Origin of the sequence: Capnocytophaga sp. oral taxon 338 str. F0234, assembly GCF_000192225.1 — a bacterium.
In the GTDB taxonomy this organism is placed as follows: domain Bacteria; phylum Bacteroidota; class Bacteroidia; order Flavobacteriales; family Flavobacteriaceae; genus Capnocytophaga.
This window is the reverse complement of record NZ_GL872413.1, coordinates 380,147-400,545: the sequence shown is the minus strand read 5'-3', so window position 1 is coordinate 400,545 and position 20,399 is coordinate 380,147. Positions and strand designations below refer to the sequence as shown.

16 protein-coding genes are annotated in these 20,399 nt (G+C 38.1%); 4 read left to right on the top strand and 12 right to left on the bottom strand.

Annotated elements, in window-relative coordinates:
* Positions 1-5 precede the first annotated feature (5 nt).
* Positions 6-1,115 (top strand): DNA-processing protein DprA, encoded by a 1,110-nt coding sequence (gene dprA, locus HMPREF9071_RS01920; RefSeq protein WP_009744853.1) that lies wholly within the window; start codon positions 6-8, stop codon positions 1,113-1,115.
* 170 nt (positions 1,116-1,285) lie between these two features.
* Here dprA and HMPREF9071_RS01915 read toward each other — a convergent pair whose 3' ends face one another.
* From HMPREF9071_RS01915 to HMPREF9071_RS01905, 3 genes are all read right to left on the bottom strand, one after another.
* Complete coding sequence (locus tag HMPREF9071_RS01915; RefSeq protein WP_009744852.1) at positions 1,286-2,062, bottom strand: DUF2695 domain-containing protein; 777 nt, start codon at positions 2,060-2,062, stop codon at positions 1,286-1,288.
* A 34-nt stretch (positions 2,063-2,096) separates the two neighbouring features.
* Entirely contained in the window at positions 2,097-2,921 is an 825-nt protein-coding gene (locus HMPREF9071_RS01910) for a thymidylate synthase (RefSeq protein ID WP_009744851.1), read from the bottom strand.
* Positions 2,922-3,018: 97 nt separating this feature from the next.
* A complete protein-coding gene (locus tag HMPREF9071_RS01905; protein ID WP_009744850.1) occupies positions 3,019-4,155 on the bottom strand; it encodes a PLP-dependent aspartate aminotransferase family protein in 1,137 nt (378 codons plus the stop codon).
* Between the two features lie 186 nt (positions 4,156-4,341).
* Between HMPREF9071_RS01905 and HMPREF9071_RS01900 the strand changes: the two genes are divergently transcribed.
* Entirely contained in the window at positions 4,342-5,919 is a 1,578-nt protein-coding gene (locus tag HMPREF9071_RS01900; protein ID WP_009744849.1) for a phosphoethanolamine transferase, read from the top strand.
* Positions 5,920-6,041: 122 nt separating this feature from the next.
* Complete coding sequence (locus HMPREF9071_RS01895; protein ID WP_009744848.1) at positions 6,042-6,821, top strand: class I SAM-dependent methyltransferase; 780 nt, start codon at positions 6,042-6,044, stop codon at positions 6,819-6,821.
* A gap of 80 nt (positions 6,822-6,901) precedes the next feature.
* On the opposite strand, the gene HMPREF9071_RS01890 is transcribed toward HMPREF9071_RS01895, so the two are convergent.
* From HMPREF9071_RS01890 to pgi, 9 genes are all read right to left on the bottom strand, one after another.
* Positions 6,902-7,795, bottom strand: a complete 894-nt coding sequence (locus HMPREF9071_RS01890; protein WP_009744847.1) for a hypothetical protein — start codon at positions 7,793-7,795, stop codon at positions 6,902-6,904.
* A 43-nt stretch (positions 7,796-7,838) separates the two neighbouring features.
* Positions 7,839-8,228 (bottom strand): hypothetical protein, encoded by a 390-nt coding sequence (locus HMPREF9071_RS01885; RefSeq protein ID WP_009744846.1) that lies wholly within the window; start codon positions 8,226-8,228, stop codon positions 7,839-7,841.
* Positions 8,229-8,501: 273 nt separating this feature from the next.
* Positions 8,502-9,665 carry an MFS transporter gene (locus tag HMPREF9071_RS01880; RefSeq protein ID WP_009744845.1) on the bottom strand — a complete coding sequence of 388 codons (1,164 nt, stop codon included), beginning with the start codon at positions 9,663-9,665 and terminating at the stop codon, positions 8,502-8,504.
* Positions 9,666-9,791: 126 nt separating this feature from the next.
* Positions 9,792-10,340 carry an ATP synthase F1 subunit delta gene (gene atpH, locus HMPREF9071_RS01875; RefSeq protein WP_009744844.1) on the bottom strand — a complete coding sequence of 183 codons (549 nt, stop codon included), beginning with the start codon at positions 10,338-10,340 and terminating at the stop codon, positions 9,792-9,794.
* Entirely contained in the window at positions 10,337-10,831 is a 495-nt protein-coding gene (locus tag HMPREF9071_RS01870; RefSeq protein ID WP_009744843.1) for a F0F1 ATP synthase subunit B, read from the bottom strand. Before HMPREF9071_RS01870 ends, atpH begins: the two co-directional genes overlap by 4 nt.
* A 104-nt stretch (positions 10,832-10,935) precedes the next feature.
* Entirely contained in the window at positions 10,936-11,142 is a 207-nt protein-coding gene (gene atpE, locus HMPREF9071_RS01865) for an ATP synthase F0 subunit C (protein ID WP_009744842.1), read from the bottom strand.
* A gap of 42 nt (positions 11,143-11,184) precedes the next feature.
* Complete coding sequence (gene atpB / locus HMPREF9071_RS01860; RefSeq protein ID WP_009744841.1) at positions 11,185-12,255, bottom strand: F0F1 ATP synthase subunit A; 1,071 nt, start codon at positions 12,253-12,255, stop codon at positions 11,185-11,187.
* A gap of 377 nt (positions 12,256-12,632) precedes the next feature.
* Positions 12,633-17,624: a DUF4132 domain-containing protein gene (locus HMPREF9071_RS01855; RefSeq protein WP_009744840.1), complete on the bottom strand. Its 4,992-nt coding sequence runs from the start codon at positions 17,622-17,624 to the stop codon at positions 12,633-12,635.
* 64 nt (positions 17,625-17,688) lie between these two features.
* Positions 17,689-19,302 carry a glucose-6-phosphate isomerase gene (gene pgi / locus HMPREF9071_RS01850; RefSeq protein ID WP_009744839.1) on the bottom strand — a complete coding sequence of 538 codons (1,614 nt, stop codon included), beginning with the start codon at positions 19,300-19,302 and terminating at the stop codon, positions 17,689-17,691.
* Between the two features lie 261 nt (positions 19,303-19,563).
* Here pgi and HMPREF9071_RS01845 point away from each other — a divergent pair, with 261 nt between their 5' ends.
* Positions 19,564-20,301, top strand: a complete 738-nt coding sequence (locus HMPREF9071_RS01845; protein WP_009744838.1) for a superoxide dismutase — start codon at positions 19,564-19,566, stop codon at positions 20,299-20,301.
* The last annotated feature ends 98 nt before the right edge of the window (positions 20,302-20,399 follow it).

The following is a 20,399-nucleotide window of genomic DNA, read 5'->3' as shown; positions in this document are numbered from 1 at the left end:
AGGATATGAAAGAAGAAGACCTCCTTGCCTTACTCGCTCTCCAACATACTCCTAATATAGGAGATATTACGGCTAAAAAACTTATTGCTCATTGTGGAAGCCCTTCGGCTATCTATAAGGAGAAAAAACATAAAATAGCCCATATTGAACGGATTGGAAGTACTATTTTAAAAAATCTTTTTGACCCTATCCATCGTAAAGAAGCAGAAAGAGAATGGCAATATATCCAAGATAACCACATTAAATACTATACTTTTTTTGATCCGGATTATCCTGCCAATCTTAAACAAATTATAGATGCTCCTATCATCTTCTTCTATAATGGAAATATAGACTTAAAAAATAAAAAGACCCTGAGTATTGTAGGCACTCGCCAAGTTACCTCCTACGGAAGAGCCTTTTGTGAAAAATTTATAGAAGAACTCTCTGCTTTAGAGGATTTAGTGATTATCAGTGGTTTTGCCTATGGGGTGGATATCACCGCCCATAAGGCTGCTATGAACAATGGTTTACAAACTATCGCCTGTTTAGCACATGGATTGGATATCATCTATCCAGCATCCCACAAGAAGTATGTAAGCGAAGTAAAAAATAATGGAGGATTTATCACAGAGTTCTGGCATAAAAGTAAGTTTGATCGCAAGAATTTTATCGGACGTAACCGTATTATTGCAGGGCTTTCCGATGCTACTGTAGTAATAGAATCTGCCCTTAAAGGGGGAAGCCTTGTCACTGCTGATATGGCTTTTTCATACGACCGGGATGTCTTTGCTATTCCTGGTAGAGCTGATGACACCTATAGCCAAGGTTGTAATCAATTAATAAAAACCGACAAAGCACGACTTATTACTTCCGCTGCTGACTTGGTGTATTATATGGGATGGGAAATAGAAGAAACCTCTGCTAAACCCATAGCTGCTGAACTCTTTGTAGAACTCTCCGAAGAGGAAGAAAAAATAATTACCTATCTAAAAGAACATGGCAAACAGACTTTAGATGACCTTTCAAGAGAATGTTCATTCCCTATACATAAACTCTCCAATCTACTTTTTCAGATAGAAATGAAAGGAATCATTCGCCCACTTCCAGGTAAAGTGTTTGCTTTAATTTCGTAATATATAGTTTTTTTCTATATTGAAATAGAAAAAAATGATATAAATCTATTGTTAGATGCAAAAAATGTTGTACCTTTGCAACTGAAAACAAAGGGGAAATAAATTGTTTTTCATATATTAGATTTTGTGGTTAGAATTGGTAAAAGAGGGCGAAAGCTCTCTTTTATTTTTTATTCCTTAAGCAATCTTTCTATTTCTTTTAGATCATTTCTATAACGAGAGAGTTCTGTCTGTACCACTAAATAACCTCGCTTATTCTCCTTAGGAAGTACAAAGATAATAACCGGCGTATATTCTTTGGACTTAACGACAATATATTGATAAGCTTCTACTTCCAATATTTCTTGTTCCAACCCTTTAGGAGACTTGATTTCTGTAAAGGTTTTCCACTGGGAGAGAAAATAACCCTCTTCTGCGAGTTTTTCTTTGGGGAAATCCAATCTTAGCATCACTATACAAGCATTGAATCCTTTCCCTAACTGAAGTAGATACTCCTGCTTTCCTTGCACTTCCTTTTGGGATAGTTTCCATGGGGCAGGAGCTGAGGAAAATGGAAAATCAAATTCTGAAGGAAATTCCTTTATTTTCTTTTTCTTCTCTAAAATATTCTTCTCTAACTTATTAAGCTTAAGAGGCGCTTCATAAGAGGTATTCTCTAAATAATCAAACTGTTCTTCTACATTGTAGAGTACCTCACAATACCCTCCATTGGAGGTAAGCCAGTCGACTACTTTTTCTGGATCAGAAACCTTGTTTTCTGTAAGAAAAAGTGTCGTATACCTTAGGGTATGGTCACAGGGTACCCTCTGCAAAGCCTTTTCTAAATAATAGAAAAGTGCCAAAAAGCTCTTTTCTTCCATAGGTAACGAAGCCCTAAAGTTGTCCAACTTCTCTTGAGCAAACACCTTTTGGACTTCTTTACGTTGTTGCTTTTCTGTTGTTTTCATTAGTTACTTTCCACTGGTCTCTTTTCATTTTTCACTATACAGAGACTTTCCCTTTTATAGTAGGGTATGGGTCATAGCCTTCAAGGGTAAAATCGGGGTAGTCAAAAGCGAAAAGATCTTTCACCTGAGGGTTAAGTTTCATAGTAGGAAGTGGGCGCGGTTCACGACTGAGTTGTAACTCTACCTGCTCCAAATGGTTCTTATAGATATGTAAGTCGCCAAAGGAATGGACAAAATCCCCCACTTGCAGCCCAGTAACATGCGCCATCATCTGGGTAAGCAAGGCATAGGAAGCAATATTGAACGGCACCCCTAAGAAAGCATCGGCACTACGCTGGTAGAGCTGGCAGGAGAGCTTCCCTTCCATTACATAGAACTGAAACAGCGCATGACAGGGAGGTAGTGCCGCCTTGTTATGTGCTACGTTCTCAGCAAAGGAAACTGAAGTATCAGGCATAACTGATGGATTCCAAGCCGAGACTACCATACGGCGACTATCGGGATTGGTCTTAAGCGTATGGAGTACTTGGGCTATTTGGTCTATCCCTTCATTATTCCAATTACGCCATTGCGCCCCATATATGGGTCCTAAATCACCCTTTTCATCTGCCCATTCATTCCAAATACGCACCCCGTGTTCGGTGAGGTAATGAATATTTGTATCCCCACGGAGAAACCATAACAGCTCATAGATAACTGATTTCAGATGTATCTTCTTTGTAGTGAGTAGAGGGAATCCTTCTTGGAGATTACAGCGAAATTGATAACCAAAAACACTGATCGTCCCTGTTCCCGTACGGTCATCCTTACTATGTCCATGAGTAAGAATATGATTAAGAAGGTCTTTGTAGGCTTGCATTTCTTTCTATTTTAGAGTACAAAAATACGAAAATAATGTTTAATGATTAATGTTCATTAGGGTCATTAATTATTTTTCATTCTTCGTTTTTCACTTTTCACCTCTCCAATGCTTGCCTAAAATCGGCTATCAAATCCTCTATATTTTCCAAGCCTACCGCTACACGTATCAAAGTTTGGGTAACGCCGCGTGCTACTTTTTCCTCTTCAGGGAACTCCGTATGAGTATAAGTACTGGGATGAGTAACAAGCGTTTCCACTCCGCCTAAACTCACTGCAAAAAGCGCCACACGAAGTGCCTCAAAGAAAGTTTTCACCTTCTTCTCGTCCTTCATTACAAAAGAAAACACAGCTCCTGCTCCCAAGGCTTGACTTTCCTGGATAGCCTTGCCTTTGTTGGTAGGCAGGGTAGGATAATATACTTTTTCCACGGCAGGGTGTCCCTGGAGGAAATCTATGAGCCTGAGAGTATTGGCTTGTGCATAATCCATACGTACCTTCAAGGTCTTGATACTACGTATGAGAAGCCAGCTATCAAAGGGGGAGAGCATTGCCCCTATAGCCCCCTGAGCAAAACGTATTTTCTCAGCAAGAGTATCATCATTCACTACCATCGCCCCTGCGATAATATCGTTGTGCCCACCGAGGTACTTGGTCGCACTATGTACAACCACATCTGCTCCGAGTTCTAAAGGACGTTGCAAGTAAGGAGAAAGGAAAGTGTTATCCACCATAGTCAGTAGCCCATGCTCCTTAGCAATAGCCACCGTACCACGTATATCGGTAACATCCAAGAGCGGATTGGAAGGTGTCTCTATGAAAATTCCCTTAGTGTTAGGACGTATCGCCTTGCGAATATTATCCAAATCGGTAGTATCCACATAAGTAGCTTCTAAACCAAATTTGGCAAAAATATCCTTCATAATACGGAAAGTCCCTCCATAGATATCCAAGCCAAACACAAAATGGTCGCCTGCCTCAAAGATCGTAAAGAGTGAAGTAGAAGCAGCCATGCCCGAAGAGAAGCCAAAACCATGTTTACCTCTTTCTAATTTGGCAATTAGTGTTTCAAACTCCTTACAAGTAGGGTTGGAGATACGACTGTACTCAAACTCCTGTGTTACACCAAATTCCTTAAGTTGAAAGGTAGAAGCCATGTTAATACAGCTTCCCCATTCTTTTATTTCTTTTTCTGTGGTACGAATCCCATGTATTGCAACAGTCTCAAATCTCATGTACTATAAGTTTTTAAAGTAATATTTTTTATAAAATAACAGCACAAAAATACGATTATTTTATAAAATAAAAAATAAATATATTTATTATAATTGTTTAAAAAAATAAAAATATTTATGGGATAGCCATTTGATTGTAACAAAAAAAATTGTACCTTTGAGTTCTGTTCAATCATTGAATTAATAATGATATTAAAAATAATTCTTTTCTTCAAGCAATATGCCTTTGAATGGCTTTTGATGCTCTTTTCTGTGGGTATTCCCTTCGCTTTGGATATGGGACCTGCTTTTTATGGTATATTGGCAACTTTCTTTATTTTCCTTACTTTGAGAAGACTTTCTTACTGGTCTTTCTTTGTCGTATTCCTTTTCGTCTTGATCACTTGTGTACTCTTTCTTCCCCAGATTATTTGGTTTGGACATCCTCCTGTTACCATGATTGGAGCTTTCTTTGAAACAGACCTACAGGAATCCAAGGAGTTTGTACAGTCTCTTCCACTCTACTCTTATGCCATTTCATTACTTACCTTACTCTTTGGGGGCTATATCCTCTATTTAGGAAAGAAAAAGACTTATCTTCACAATAAGAAGCAAAACTTAATCACAGCAGTCATAGCTATATTGGCTATTGGGCTAACTCTCTACCGTCCTTTAGCCAAGATGAAAGAATACCAAGCCTTCAAGTGGTCAGCCTCTCGTACAGCTATTATCTCTTTTTATGCCTCTATCTATGACAATATACAAGAATACCAAGCCCTTAAAGAAGAACTGAGTAAGGGTATAGAGGGAACTCCTACTTGGCAAATTACCGCGACCCAACCTCCATACCAGAATTATGTCTTGATCATAGGAGAAAGCGTCCGAAAGGATTATATGCACCTTTATGGCTTTCCCGAAGAGAACACTCCCTTCTTGGACAAGGCATACGGTACGGTAATTGACGGCTATACAGCCACAGCGCCCAATACAACCGCCTCTCTGCTACGTTCTTTTATGCAAATGAAAGGAGATAAGGACTTTATTTATGCAAATAATCTTATCTCTTTAGCCAAAAATGCAGGATTTGAAACTTTTTGGTTATCTAATCAAGGATTAACAGGAGAGTTTGATACTCCTATTGCTAAGTTAGCTTTCCTATGCGATCATAAGGAATTTACCAAAAAAGGAGACTATGCTTCCATGAATTACCATGATAGTATTCTTCTACCTCTTTTTAGTAAATATCTTCATAAAAAAAGCCATTCTCCACGACTTTTTATCCTCCACATCATGGGATCCCATGTGAATTTTGAATCCCGTTTGGAACATCCTATTCATTACAACTATTACAATCGAAAAATTTCTGCTTATATACAGACTATTGAACAAACAGATACATTACTAAAAGACATTCATGAACTTCTACAAAAAAATGGAGATTCCTTCAGTATACTTTATTTCTCTGATCATGGGCTGATGACTCAGGATAGAAATTCCATGTTCACCTCCCTTACCCACGGTGATACTAACCCTAATAAGGCTTGCTACCAAGTGCCTTTCGTACTCCTTTCCAGTGATGATACCCAGCATAAAGTAGTCAAAGCGAACAAGTCTGCTTTCCGATTCTTGGACGGATTCGCTCATTGGCTGGGCATACAGGAGGCTTCCTTACGTAGTGATTATGATTTCCTTTCTCCAAAGAACGATACTCTGAAGGTCTTTAATCAATATGAAAATGTCCCTTTTGAAGGATTGGAAGAAGATGAAATAATGACCAATAACTAATAGTTAATAACATAAGGGAAAATTAATCATTGATGGTATTCTTTATTATTTAATTTTATTCAAAATAAATAAAGATTATTATCTCTTTTTTTGTACCTTTGCGAAGTACAAATATAATCCTTATGCAAACAGAGAATAAATTCAATGAGCACCAGGGACATTGGATGCTCGCTAAATTGGGCAAACGTGTATTACGCCCAGGAGGAAGAGAACTCACCGAGAAACTCATTGCAGGACTTGGAATTACCTCCAAAGATGACATAGTAGAGTTTGCTCCAGGTCTGGGGTTTACAGCTAATATTGCCTGTGGCTATCAACCAAAGAGCTATATAGGAGTGGATCTCAATGAAGAGGCTGCCACCATCGCACGCAAACGTATCAAGTACAATAAGGCAAGAATCATCAATGCCAATGCTGCCCAAAGTACCCTTCCCGATGCCTATGCCAACAAAGTATATGGTGAGGCAATGCTTACTATGCAGCCTTTAGAGCAGAAAAAGGCGATCATAGGAGAGGCTTTCCGTATCCTTAAAAGCGGTGGCTATTATGGCATACATGAACTGGGTATTAAGCCCGATGATGTAGAGGAAGCTGTCAAAGAAGATATTTACAAAGAGCTAAGTGAGACTATTCGCGTACATGCCCGCCCTATGACTACAGCTGAATGGACATCTCTTTTGGAAGAACAAGGCTTTAAAGTAATCAAGGTAGAACATAATCCTATGCTCCTTTTAGAACGTAGCCGTATGATTCAGGATGAGGGCTGGCTCAGGGTACTACTGGTTACTTTCAATCTACTTCGTTTCCCTGAAATAAGAAAACAGATTAAGAAGATGAAAGCTTGTTTTCGAAAACATCAAGAAAATCTTGACGCGGTGGCAATTATGGCACAAAAACCCTAATATAATGATAAATGACCAATCTCTAAGGGACTGGTCATTTATCATTGGTCATAGCCCCTCTTCAGGGGTTAGGAAAATGATTAGAACTGAATCATAGTGGCTATAGAAATATCCTTTTTATCACTATCCTTAGGTTGTATTACCTGTCCTTGAGCATCTTTGAGAGTATAAGTAAGGGTATATTCCCCTGCCTTCGGGTAGGATACTTTGCCTCTATAGAAATTGCGTTCGTAACGAAGCGTAGTGGTAGAAAGTGCCGTTGTACTTCCTTTTTCACTTACCTTTACCTCTACTACCCAATCAGTTACCTTAGGGAAGTTCTTCATGTTTTCCATCTTCCAGATGCCTAATGCCACTTCATTTTCTCCTGATTTTGGATTTTCAGGAGCTACCAATGCATATAGGTGCATTTGTCCCTTGGGATTGCCCCCAGGGGTGAAGACTCTAAAGCGCCCTACTTTCCCTAAAGCTTTATTGGTTTGAGGTTTTACAACGAAATCCAAGCGGTCAAGTGTTTGCTCCTTGCCTGCTACCTTAAAAGTAACTTTCCCAAACCACACCCCTGAAGGGGCGGTTATCATCTGGAATAACGCTTGGGATTTCCATACATTACCCTCTTTAGTCAAAGCGGTATGAGGGCAGGTATGAGTATGCATAATATCTTTGGTAAAGCCTCCTTTACCATCGCTTTTGTACATATCCATCCAAGGTGTAAAAGTAGCGGCTTCCAAGGTTACTTCTTTATTGGTAGCATCGGTAACGGAAAGGGTAATGTCATTGTACCCCATTACAAAAGTGCCTGAAGTATTCTGTAGTCGTACGGTATAATTACTCACCTTAGCTTCTGCTACTGTCTTCAAAGTAGGAATGGGTGGAGTGGGCGGAGGTGTGGGCTTATCATCGTCTTTTTTAGAACAAGAAAATAAGATAGCTACTGCTAAAGCAGCTACAGTTATATATTTGAATCGCTTCATCTTTTTTTAAATTATATATTATACCTAATTTAATATTAGCTGGTTAGAATTTGACTCCTAACAGACTAATTGGTGGACGAAGCATTATATGAATAACTTCCTGTAGGCTCAAAGGAGTATAGTGATAATTGTGGATTATCTCCTTTGAAAAGTGTTTTATGAAGACTAACTTTGGAAATTCTTGAAAGAAAACCTCTGGCATAGTAATTGTCTTCTTTTCAGAGGTAGAAGAATCTGTCTGTTCCTTAGTAACTTGAGCAAACTTACAAGATCCCTCACAATGCCGCTCAGGATACATTTTATTTTTGCAATAAGTAGCCACAAAATCTCTCTTACTTAGCAGGAAATAAGAGAGATAAACCCCACTAAGTAAAGTATTAACTAAAAAGACAATACTCAAAAGAATAGCTATGCTACTTGTCACTTTTTTCATTGCAACAAAGATACAAAAAAAGAATACATAAAACTCTTTTGTGATAAAATAAATATAAAAACAATAATCCTACTTATTAATATAGATAATACCTATACTAAAAAATAAATAACATTTTAATTATCAAATCATATTCCATGATTATTGTCGTTTTATAAAGTTATACAAATTCTAAATAATTTCTAAAAGCCAGAGAAATAATATTATTCTCTCACTTCTACTCTGTAACTTTTATAAAAACTTAAGTATATAAAAGAGGAAAAAGAGAGGAAATTAACTTCTAAAAAGTGTCCCATATCTTCTATACAGAAGTAACGCGAAAAGAAAGCCCGTAGAAGCCATAGCTACTCCTACTAAAGAAGGGTAATTACTTGTATACCCCCATTGTAAGGGTTTTCCTCCCCAATAAGCACCCAGAGTATTAGCAAGATTAAACGCTGCTTGCATGAAAGCAGCTCCCATCATCTGTGCTCGTGGTGCTGCCCGAAACATAATAATATTCAATGGTGCTCCTACCGACATGGCTATAATAGCACAGAAAAAAGTGAGTACCCACGCCACTTCAAGAGTCCCTGAGAAGAAAAAGACTAATAGAAGAATACTTATCATGGAGGTAAATATCACTGCACTCGCTGGCATAGGCTGAATTTTATCTGTAAGCCATCCTCCAAAGAAATTCCCTATGACCATCCCTATTCCTATCACAATCATCAGTGTAGGCATTTGACTCTCTGGTAAGTGTGCATAGTCAAGCATCAAGGGTTCTATATAACTCAACCATGAGAAAAGACCTCCACAACCCAAAGCTGTAATAAGGAGAATCATTACAGAGGGAATAGAAAAAAATCGTCTCATTTCCTTCTGTAATGTAACATTACGCTCATAAGCCACTTTAGGTAAAAATACCCCTATACAGAACGCTGTAATTAACCCTAGAGCAGCTATTAATGCCATCACAGGGCGCCATCCTATTACCTCTCCCAAATGAGTAAATAAGGGAATCACAAGCAAATTGGCAATAGTAAGTCCTGCGAACATGACCGAGATAGCCATAGCCTCTTGCTCCTTAGGAGCTAACTGTTTGGCTACAATTGCTCCTATTCCAAAGAAGGCTCCATGAGGTAATCCCGAAAGAAAGCGAGCAATCAGAAGTGTCTCATACGAAGGCATTAAAGCAAAAAGTCCATTACACAAAGTAAAGAGTAGCATTAAAAATATCAGTACTCTTTGAGGTTGAAAACGAGTGCTAAAAGCCACTAAAGTAGGGGCTCCCACGACTACTCCTATAGCATAGGCTGCTATAAAATGTCCTACCTCACTATCGCTTAGGTGCATGTTCTGCCCTATATTGCGCATGAGCCCCATAAGGATAAATTCGGTGCTTCCTAAAGCAATTCCTCCCATTGCCAAAGGAAAGAGTTGTCGTATCATCTTCATCTTTATAATCGTTTTAAAAAGAGTGCAAAAATACAACTTTTAATAAGAAGCACAATTATGTTATAAAAAAAGAGGATACTCCTTAAGTTGAGCTCCTCTTTACATAACAAATACTTGAATTATTTTTTAATAAATATTCTCACTGAACTCCTGCTCAATAGCAGTAAGTTTATGAGATATACTTGCATTATATTGCAGATCATTTATTCGCAAAACAAAACCTCCTATAAGGTTCTTATCTATCCTATTTTCCAAAGAGATATTCTTACGACCACTTAAAGCAATCGCCTTATCAATAAACTTCTGCTTAAGCCCATCAGATATTTCGGTTGCTGTAGTCAAATGAATGATTATTTTCTCCTTGTATTGGTTATATTGTTCTACAAATTCACGAGCAATCCCATAAAGGTCGGGGATTCGTTTGTTTTGGAATAATATATCAAAAAATGCGTTCAATATAGAAGAACGGTTTGAGAATATCTCCTGTAATACATTCTGTTTTATCTCTGTCCTTACAATAGGAGAATGTAAGAGTGCTCGTAAGTCTGGATTCTCACGAACTATCTCCACAAGGGAAGAAATCTCTTGAAAAAGGGCATCTTCCTCATGCTTCTCTATAGCATAATCTAAGAGTGCTTTTGCATATCGCCTAGCTACTTTGGTAGAATTTATCATGCCTTCAAGTTAATTTCGTTCAACAGACTTTCCACAAGTTGCTCCTGCTTCACTTCAGAGGCAAGCTCCTTGGTAAGGACTTTCTTAGCGATCTCAATAGAAAGAGAAGCTACTTGCTCCTTCAGCTGAGCAATTGCTATCTTCTTTTCATTCTCAATAGATACTTTTGCCTGAGCGATGAGTTTTGCGCCCTCATTATGAGCTTCTTCCTTAGCTTGAGAGATGATGCGTTCCTTTATCTCACGAGCTTCCTTAAGCATATTATCACGTTCCAAGCGAGCTTCTGATAGGAGTTTTTCATTGTCAGCCTTAAGGTTTGCCATTTCCTTTTTGGCTTCATCGGCAGCATCCAAAGCATTATTAATGGATTGTTCTCTCTCCTTAAGAGCTTTAAGAATAGGCTTCCAGGCGTAAGCACGAAGTAGAAGTAAAAGGCATACAAAAACTATTATTGTCCAGAAACTAAGACTTTCAATATGTACGAGATTCATGTATTTTTATTTTTTCTATTTTATTTTTATAGTAAAATAACTTTTTCTATGGATAACAACCGTTCTGTAACCAACCGTTACAGAACGGTTTTGTCTTGAGCCGATTATCCCTTTACCAAGGCAACAACCACTGCAAAAAGGGCAACCCCTTCAATAAGAGCTGCAGCAATAATCATAGCTCCTTGAATTTTTGAAGCAGCCTCTGGTTGGCGAGCAATTCCTTCCATAGCGGAAGACCCAATCTTACCAATACCAATACCAGCTGCAAGAGCTGCAATTCCTGCTCCAATTCCTGCTAATGCTAATGTCATAATTTTAAATATTTAAGTTTTAATATGATACAAAAATACTACTTAATGATGTTCCTCTGCCACAGCTCCTCCAATGAATAAGGCAGAAAGCAAAGTAAATACGTATGCTTGGATAAATGCAACTAAAAGTTCCAATATACTAATGAAAAGGGCAAAACCTACTGATACAGGGGAAACAAGAAGCGTTTTAAAAGTAAAAATAAGCCCTATCAAACTTAAGATAATGATATGCCCTGCAGTAATATTGGCAAAAAGTCGAATCATTAAAGAAAAAGGCTTGGTAAGCATTCCTATCACTTCTACAGGAATCATAATAGGAGCCAACCACATAGGTACTCCCGGAGTAGCAAAAATATGTTTCCAATAATTTCCATTCCCACTAAAAGTAGTTATAAGAAAAGTAAGTAGAGCTAATGTCCCTGTAAAAACAATATCATTGGTCAAAGTCCCTGAAATAATAGGTACCAGACCTAAAAGGTTACCTAGAAGAATAAGGAAAAACACAGTAAGCAAATAAGGCATATAGCGCTCATATTTCTTTCCACCTATATTAGGGATAGCAATATCATCACGTACAAAAACCACAAGAGTCTCTAACAGATTAGCAAAACCTTTGGGAGCTTTAGGATTCTTCTTGTAAGAACGTGCCAATGCAGTGAAAGCCAAAAACATGAAAATAGCAATAAGAAAGAGTACTACCACATTCTTTGTAATAGAAAAATCCAAAGGACGTGCATTGGTTACCTTATGTTCCTTATTATAAGAAATATTTCCTTGAGCATCTGTATAATAAATTTGTCCATGTATACAAACGAAATATTGTCCTGCTTTCTCTACCACTACTTTACCACTATCATCATGATGAAACTCATTAGAAAGAAAAGTAACTAATCCATTCTCTGTCCAAAGAATTATAGGTAAAGGAAGTGTTATGGATTCTTGGTTCCAATCAAACAGATGATATTCATGAGAGTCAGCTATATGATGCATAACTACATCCGTAAAGCTCTCTTCTTGTTGCTCTGCAGGTTGTTCTTCAGGAGTTGCCAATCCCTTCAAAGGAAAAATCAGAATACTTAAAAACAACCATTTACTAATGATTTTTTGTATCATTTCTTAGTAATTATAATTTATATAGTCACCCTCTTATTTTGCAGGGACAAAGATACATTTTTATTTTTACTTTTACACATATTTTGACCTTTTTTAAGAAAACAAATTATACACAATGTAAAAGTCTTATTATCAATTCATTTAATCATTTTTCTTTAATACACATAATTACTATTCCTTAAATTGATGAGAGTTATTATTATTCTGTCATTAATGAATATATAACCAAGTATAATAATACATTTTATATTCAAAACGAATCTTGGAATATGACATTTACTCCTTTTGGTAAAAATAGAAAAGAGGCTACCTTTTCCCGATAACCTCTTAATATTAGTGAATCACATATTACTTTTTCACTACTTACTTTCTATCTTTTATTTCATAATCTGCCCCAAGATGGTAGGATCTTTTATCTTGTCATCTTCCGCTAAGAGTCTCATTTTGGAGATAATCTCAGCGGATTTAGGATCGTCATCTATAAAAGGTAAAAATACACGCCCTCGATGCTGACTTTGTACAGCGATGATATTCAGCTGTAATCCTCCACGACTAACAATACCACTGCCTAGATGAATACTATAATCACCAAGCTTGCCTTTGATTAGGATATGACGTTCTTTTACTTGTACATTACTAAACTTAAACAAGCGCGCACTCTCACGAGCCAGAGCCCCTCGCATCTGCATAGTACTATGACTGGCTTCTGGATCCACACCACCTACATGTGCTACACTAACCACCAAATCTACATCGCGCATTACTTCGCTGAATATCACAGGGTTAATCTCCTTCATCGGTACTTCCTTACCGTCCTTAAGATTATAGAAGACTACATACTCTAAAGTAGGAGCCTCCACATCAGAAGGAGTAAACCAGTCCGCTACAGCATAAATAGTTGCCCTATAACCTTCCTTATGATATACTTTTTGGAGTCCTTCTTCATAATTAACCGTCCATCCCCTACCGCGAAGCAAGGCAACCGTCTTCTTCGGCTGTATTTGGTACCCTTGATATCGCTCACTGCGATTACTGTGCTCCAACTCATCTTTAGTAGGGATATAGAGTTCACGGAATACCTGTTTGAAAGGTTGTTGTAGTTCCTTGTCAAATAAATATTTTTGATACAAATCCCACTGTACTGCATTGAAAAGATGAGAAGGATGTGCAATAAGAAGCTTATCCTCTGGACTCAAAGGCAATAAATCTCCTTCTGCGTTAAGAAGCTTGCCCTCTTGCCAAAAACCAGAAACTTGGTTCTCAGGATTAAAGAGTACAAGCTTACTGAGCATTGCTTTTACTACAGGATGCTCTATAATTTTAGCTAATTCTCTTACCGAAAATAGAGTTTGGGAAAGCATCGCTTGTTCTAATGACTGACGTGTACGGCTATACTGCTTGCTTAGATAAGCCTTGCCTTCCTTAAGAGCTTCTACATTTTTATCCTTCTTATACTTATCAGGAACAGATTTTAGTTCCTTACCATTTCTGCTCACTAGAATATCCGCTTTACCTTGCTCATCTACCACAAGTTTTAATTCAGTATCCTCCAGTACAAGGGTAGATTTCTCCATAATCTGTTGAGTTGCTTTAGCCTCCATTGCCCAACTGAAGCGGATACTATCCTCATAACCTGCATTACGAGAGAGGTTGTCCAAGCCTATCTCTACCGCATTCTTCTCACTCTCTTGACGTTGTTGCCCGAATTGCTTGCTTTCCTTAAGAAAGGTTTGCAGTAGGTTATACCGCTTTACCAAATCTTCTTCAGGTCTCTTTTTATTAATAGGAATAAGCCCTAATGCCATCACATAGTCCTTATCACGCTTTTCAGTAATTTTTTTCACAGCTTCAGCAAGCTTTACCTCGCCTGTAAGCACTGAAGAATAAAGCTTTACTCTTCGGTAACCCATCCCTTCAGAAAGGTACTTAGCGGACTCTTGAATAAGTTTCCATCCTTGCTTACCCACTGCCTTATGTATACGGTGGTACCAGTCCACATCTATAGCACCTCTCCTAAAATCATCACGAGGTACGGAGGAATACTGAGAAATAACGGTTTCTTTCTCAGCATCCATATAGTCGGTAGTATGAGCAATAAACCACCATATTGCTTCTTTAAAATCCTTTATTTTAAGATAATCCCCCAACCAATCTGTCCAATGAGGTGCATAGCAAGCAGCCTCTACCAAGCGTTTCTTATCCAGCTTCACTTCATTCAAGTGCTTCTTAAAAGCTGTAAAAGTGTCGGAATCACTCGGTTGGCTTACTTCAAGAATATGGCTAAAAGTAGATCGCTTAGTTATACTACTACCATAACCTTTAGCAAAGGGTTCTTTGCCCATACGCTCAAGGGCTTCAAAGAAATAGTGTGCTCCTTCTATCTCTGACAGATAATCAATATACACGGAAGCATCAGTAGGAAGGTCTCCTCGCTGGAGCTCTATTTGCAACATCCGTGTTTTAAGTTCCTGCAGAAGTGTATCAGGATAAGTAAGAGAAGTTTTAAGCGTATCCGATAGGTTTCTATACAAGTAGTTCTCTGTTCCCTGAATCATTGCAAATAGTTCACAATTGAGCAGGGAGAAAAATAAGAGATCATCACAGGAAAGCTTCCCTTTTTGGTAAAGAATCAAGGTAAGTTCTGTAAGTCCCCCATTCATTTTAGGGAGTTTTTCATCCTTTCTCACCTGAGCTCGAATAGCTAGAAGCAAATCCTTAAGGGATTGTTTCTCTGTGTCAATTTTCCCTTCTAAATAAAGCCAATAAAGAATTCCCCATAGCCTTTGAAGTTGTTCATCTGTAAAATAAGCGAAATCCCCATCCTTCCCAAAATAAACTACTGCCGCATAATCTACCACTACATCTACCCAATCCAGAGTAGACCAACTATTTCTTTTAAACTTTTCCTTACGTTTCTCAATAGGAAAGGTGGCTAAGGCATCTTCAAAAACAGAAAGTTTAAAACTTGCCAAAAATGCCTTATCCAAAGTATATGCCTTTCTCAGATAAGTTAATAGGTTCCATAACTGACGGGGCTCACTACTATATCTACGTCTCTCTCCTTCAAAAGCCACCTTAAAGTCAGGGTAATACTCAGAGAGGTAATTCTCTAATCCTTTGGGAACAAAATCCTCATAGTAAAGGTTATCACAATATCTTTCAGCATAATAATATTCTATCTCATTAAGCTGGTGTTTCTCATGCCACGCCTGCCAAAGGTCAGAAAGAGGAAGATCTCTTAGTATATCCAAAGGAGTTTTTCCTTCTTTCTCATCGTGTATTCCCCTAATTGTTTCTCCTAAGAGAGTCGTTACGAGTTCTCCTTGATAGCCTTCGTATTGATATTCATAATCTTTGTTTGTTCTCCATATTACAAGTAGATCATTCAAGGCTTGGGATACCTTCTTCACATTTACAAATTTATCAAAAAGGAAACTTCCTTTTTTTGCTTTACGTTCCTTGTCAAATTGAGGGTGAGGCAAGGCGAAAGGGGTAAGCCGATTAAGGTCAATCACTCCAAAGCCATTGAAAAGATCATAACGTAACTGCTGAGCCGTTTCAGGATTATAGGTGAGCTTATCCATCAGCACCTGTTCATTCTTAGAGAGTTTACGTGATTTGTAGGCTTCCACTTGTTCGGCAACATATTCGGGGAGTTTCTTCTCCTCTTGAAGTATTGTAAGGATTTCTAATCCAGCCAATCGTTGGTCAGCACTCTTGGAGAGGATAAGTCGTGAAGTACTCTCTTTGAGTACTGTCTCGGGTTGTTGTACCAAAAGAGTCACACTCTCCTTGCGCAATTCCTTATTCTTACGGGAAAGTACTTGTTCTATTGCAAGGACATCTTCCTGCACCAAAGGTAATTTCTTTAGAATATCCATTGCAATTCCTGCTACATAAGCTCCCTTATCGTTAATTCCTGTACGAACCAGAGCACGTTGCCAGGAATCAGGAGGGTAGTTTTCCGGATCCTTTCCTTCTTCTTTATCGTAATACCTTCTACCAAGAACAGGGTACACCTTACGAAATAGATCATCACGAACATCTACAGGAATTTCGCTTAACTCCTGAGCTAAATATTGCTGTTGAGTATCATTGGCTGTACGAATAAGGTCTCGGTAAAAATCCACTGCCCTTACAGTAAAACTAAGCCAACGGAAACCCACCCCTTCAAAGTTCTTTCCTTCCTTAGGAATACGCTTGGCAGCAAGGAGTATTTTTTCAAAGAGTTCCTTAGAGAAACCTCCTTGAGGTAGGTTCTGTAGAATCCAATAATCTAAGGCAAGATTCTCCCCAAAGTGTTTTTCAGCAAAGGAAGTAATCTGTGGAAGTGTTTTCTGGGTTTGCTTAATAAAATATAATAGCACCACACCCGTATCAAGTGATACACTCTTACCATTGAGCACCTCAATAGCCAAAGTAAGAGCTTCCTGTACGCTATACATACCTATTGCCCACAAGGCTACATATTGTTCTAAATGATCCTTACTTTTTATTGCTTTCTTAGCTTCAGCAGGATCAGAAAGATAGGCTGAAGCAAGCTCCAGAGTGCGCCTAACTACTGATTGTTGGGGTGCCTCCCATCCAAAACCAAACCAAGTATCTACGGCACGTACCACACTACTAAAACGAGTAAACTTATGATCGAGAATCACACGGATAAAGTGCTTAAAAGAAGCGTGTGTAGTCTCATCTAAGGATTCAAAGATTGTCTGTCGTAAGCCCTCTTGGAGTTGAGCCGCTAAAAGAAGCTTCTCTACCAAGTTATAATAACGTTCATCCTCCACCATTAAGGCTGCCTTTATCAGAGGAGAACATACTCCTCCCACTTCATGTTCTCCTAAGAAAATTTCTTCAAATAGAGGATAGTATCTGTCCGTGTCCTCCGAAATGACCAGGGCAAAGAGTGGAGCTACAGGAGCAACATCATACACAATATATTGGAATTGTTGCTCAAAAGGCAAGGCTCCTACTCCACTGATATAATTACGGAAGAGTGCTTCCATCTGACTAAGTTGTCTCTCTGTATAGTCCGCAGGGTCATCAGAACGAAAAGATCGCCTACTCCAATTATCCAAGTAAGGAAATAAGCAAATAAAGTCCCATACTTTCTGTGCATAAGGAGCTTGTACTTCCCCAAAGAGCAATTGGGCAAGAACTTTTCCATCCTTAGTCTCCCAAAGGTTCTTGGGATATTTCAAGACAGAAAATTCATTCCTGAAAGTTCGTTTTTGGTCATAATCCATTCCATTGGAAAGATATTCCCCTAATAGGCGATATGGCTCAGGAAATTTAGTAAAAGAACCTTTTGCAAGCCTCAGAGGCTTGTAATTGGCAAGATATTGCTTGGCTTGTTCTTCTTTTATCATAACAATCTCATTTAAGTAGTAGGTTAATTATATTATAAAGCTATAATAACTATCCTCAATATTATTAGCTTTTATTTAGATAGGCTTCTATAAGTTGTTGGGTAGAACTATCATGTGGAGCAAACTTTTGAGCCGAGAAATCCTTAAGGATAGTTCCTGCCAATTGTTTCCCTAACTCTACTCCCCATTGGTCATAGCTATAGATATTCCAAAGGACTCCTTGCACAAAAATCTTATGTTCATAGAGTGCGATAAGCTTTCCTAAACTCTCGGGAGTAAGTTTATCAATAAGCAAAGTCGTGGTAGGCTTATTACCCTCAAATACCTTGAAAGGCACTAAAGTTTCAGAGACTCCTTCAGCACGCACCTGCTCAGGTGTTTTGCCTTTCATCAAGGCTTCTGTTTGAGCAAAGAAATTCGCAAGGAGTTTATCTTGGTGATCTTGATCTCCATATAGAGAATGCTTAAAGCCAATAAAGTCAGTAGGAATACGCTTAGTCCCCTGGTGAATAAGTTGGAAGAAGGCATGCTGGGCATTGGTACCTGGTTCTCCCCATACAATAGCACTCGTCTGGTAACTTACACGCTCTCCATTGCGATCTATATACTTTCCGTTACTTTCCATAATCGCCTGTTGAAGATAGGCTGGGAATCGGTGTAGATATTGAGTATAGGGGATTATTGCTTCTGTTTCTACTCCATAGAAATTGGTATACCATACGGAGAGAAGAGCTAAAAGTACAGGTAAGTTTTCCTTAAAAGGAGCATTACGAAAGTGAGTATCCATCTTTTGAGCTCCATGTAGGAGTGCTTCAAAATTATCATAACCTACTGAAAGAGCAATGGTAAGTCCTACAGCACTCCATAGGGAAAAACGACCTCCTACCCAATCCCACATGGGAAAAACATTCTCAGGAGCGATACCAAACTCATCTATTTTTTTAAGATTAGTGGAAACGGCTACAAAATGCTTGGCTACATCTGCCTCTTGTGCCGACTTAAGAAACCACTGCTTCACGGTAAGAGCATTGGAAAGGGTTTCCAGAGTAGTAAAGGTCTTGGAAACGATTACAAAAAGAGTCGTTTCAGGATTGAGATGCCCTATAACTTCATGTATATGATCACCATCCACATTACTAATAAAATGAACATTAAGATGGTTTTTATAAAACTTAAGCGCTTCACATACCATTACAGGACCCAAATCCGATCCTCCAATGCCAATATTCACCACATCGGTAAAGGCTTTGCCTGTATAACCAGTACGCTTGCCTGAAATAACCTCTTGAGAAAATGCTTTTATCTTTGCTTTCACTTGAGCGATTTCAGGGATTACATTCTTACCATCTACTAAAATTTCTTTTTCCGCTGAACGCAAAGCCGTATGAAGCACTGCGCGATTCTCAGTAGCATTGATTTTGTCACCTGAGAAATACTTTTCTATAGAGGCTTTTAGATCACATTCCTGAGCAAGTTGTAAAAGGAGATCACGAGTAGTATTATCTAAATTATTTTTGGAATAATCTACTAAAAAATCCTCCCATACAAGGGTATATTCCTTGGCACGAAGAGGATTTTCCTTAAAAAGTTGCTGTAAAGTAACATTCTTTACCTTCTTAAAATGAGCAGTTAAGGCTCCCCAAGCCTTAGTGTGTATGGGGTTAAGTGTGGCTAACATATATTTTTATTTTAATTCATTTACTAAAATGATGAAATCTGTTGCAAAGATACTCTTTTTTATGGATTTAACAAATATTTGATAAGGGAAAATGCAACTTCTTGAGAGAGGATATAAAAAGATTTAAAAATCTTTATTTATAAATAAATGTTAAAGTGCAACTATCTCTTATTTATTTTGTATCTTTGCCACCTGATAAGACTTCTAACCTCAGCAAAATCCTCTATTTTTTAATTAGTTTAATCTTATAACAAACAGAAAATGAGAAAATTGATTCTACTTGGGGTATTAGGAGCCGTTGTCTCTTGTCATTGCCCAAAAACAGCACAATCCTGTACACAGACCGTTGCTAAAGAAGACTGGGGGAATCCCAATGAAGTAAAAGCACAAGGCAAATTTCAGCTTTCAGGACTTCCTTATGGATACAGTGATTTAGAACCTTACATAGATGGTCGTACTATGTCCATTCATTATTCCAAACATTATTTGGCTTATACCAATAATCTTAATAAAGCAATTGCAGGGACTCCTTTAGAAACACAAAGTATTGAACAAATCCTAAAGGGAATGGATTTGAGTAATAAAACCTTACGCAATAATGCAGGAGGTTATTACAATCATACCTTTTTTTGGGAAGTAATGACTCCTAAGAGAACCGCTCCTCAAGGGAAGCTTTTAGCTCAAATTAAGGAGGATTTTGGTTCTCTTGAGAACTTCAAGAACCAATTTGCCGACGCTGCTGCCAAACAATTCGGATCAGGTTGGGCATGGCTCGTAGTAGGTCAAGATGGTAAGCTCCACATAGGAGACACCCCTAACCAAGATAATCCCCTTATGCCTGGAATGGCAATACAAGGAACACCTATCCTTTGTTTGGATGTATGGGAACATGCCTACTATCTAAAATATCAAAACCAGCGACCTAAATACATTGACGCTTTCTTTAATGTAATTAACTGGGACATAGTAGCTAAAAAATTTGAAACCGCTACCAAATAAGTACCTTTTCATGATTTATTTAATATAAATAAAGACACTCAACCTTTTTCAGTTGTTGAGTGTCTTTTGCTTTAGAGAAGTTAAAGAATTTTACTTAA

Excerpts from the sequence above, each read along its gene's own strand:
- dprA (WP_009744853.1), top strand. The coding sequence starts at position 6 with ATGAAAGAAGAAGACCTCCTTGCCTTACTCGCTCTCCAACATACTCCT.
- HMPREF9071_RS01915 (WP_009744852.1), bottom strand. The coding sequence starts at position 2,062 with ATGAAAACAACAGAAAAGCAACAACGTAAAGAAGTCCAAAAGGTGTTT.
- HMPREF9071_RS01910 (WP_009744851.1), bottom strand. The coding sequence starts at position 2,921 with ATGCAAGCCTACAAAGACCTTCTTAATCATATTCTTACTCATGGACAT.
- HMPREF9071_RS01905 (WP_009744850.1), bottom strand. The coding sequence starts at position 4,155 with ATGAGATTTGAGACTGTTGCAATACATGGGATTCGTACCACAGAAAAA.
- HMPREF9071_RS01900 (WP_009744849.1), top strand. The coding sequence starts at position 4,342 with ATGATATTAAAAATAATTCTTTTCTTCAAGCAATATGCCTTTGAATGG.
- HMPREF9071_RS01895 (WP_009744848.1), top strand. The coding sequence starts at position 6,042 with ATGCAAACAGAGAATAAATTCAATGAGCACCAGGGACATTGGATGCTC.
- HMPREF9071_RS01890 (WP_009744847.1), bottom strand. The coding sequence starts at position 7,795 with ATGAAGCGATTCAAATATATAACTGTAGCTGCTTTAGCAGTAGCTATC.
- HMPREF9071_RS01885 (WP_009744846.1), bottom strand. The coding sequence starts at position 8,228 with ATGAAAAAAGTGACAAGTAGCATAGCTATTCTTTTGAGTATTGTCTTT.
- HMPREF9071_RS01880 (WP_009744845.1), bottom strand. The coding sequence starts at position 9,665 with ATGAAGATGATACGACAACTCTTTCCTTTGGCAATGGGAGGAATTGCT.
- atpH (WP_009744844.1), bottom strand. The coding sequence starts at position 10,340 with ATGATAAATTCTACCAAAGTAGCTAGGCGATATGCAAAAGCACTCTTA.
- HMPREF9071_RS01870 (WP_009744843.1), bottom strand. The coding sequence starts at position 10,831 with ATGAATCTCGTACATATTGAAAGTCTTAGTTTCTGGACAATAATAGTT.
- atpE (WP_009744842.1), bottom strand. The coding sequence starts at position 11,142 with ATGACATTAGCATTAGCAGGAATTGGAGCAGGAATTGCAGCTCTTGCA.
- atpB (WP_009744841.1), bottom strand. The coding sequence starts at position 12,255 with ATGATACAAAAAATCATTAGTAAATGGTTGTTTTTAAGTATTCTGATT.
- HMPREF9071_RS01855 (WP_009744840.1), bottom strand. The coding sequence starts at position 17,624 with ATGATAAAAGAAGAACAAGCCAAGCAATATCTTGCCAATTACAAGCCT.
- pgi (WP_009744839.1), bottom strand. The coding sequence starts at position 19,302 with ATGTTAGCCACACTTAACCCCATACACACTAAGGCTTGGGGAGCCTTA.
- HMPREF9071_RS01845 (WP_009744838.1), top strand. The coding sequence starts at position 19,564 with ATGAGAAAATTGATTCTACTTGGGGTATTAGGAGCCGTTGTCTCTTGT.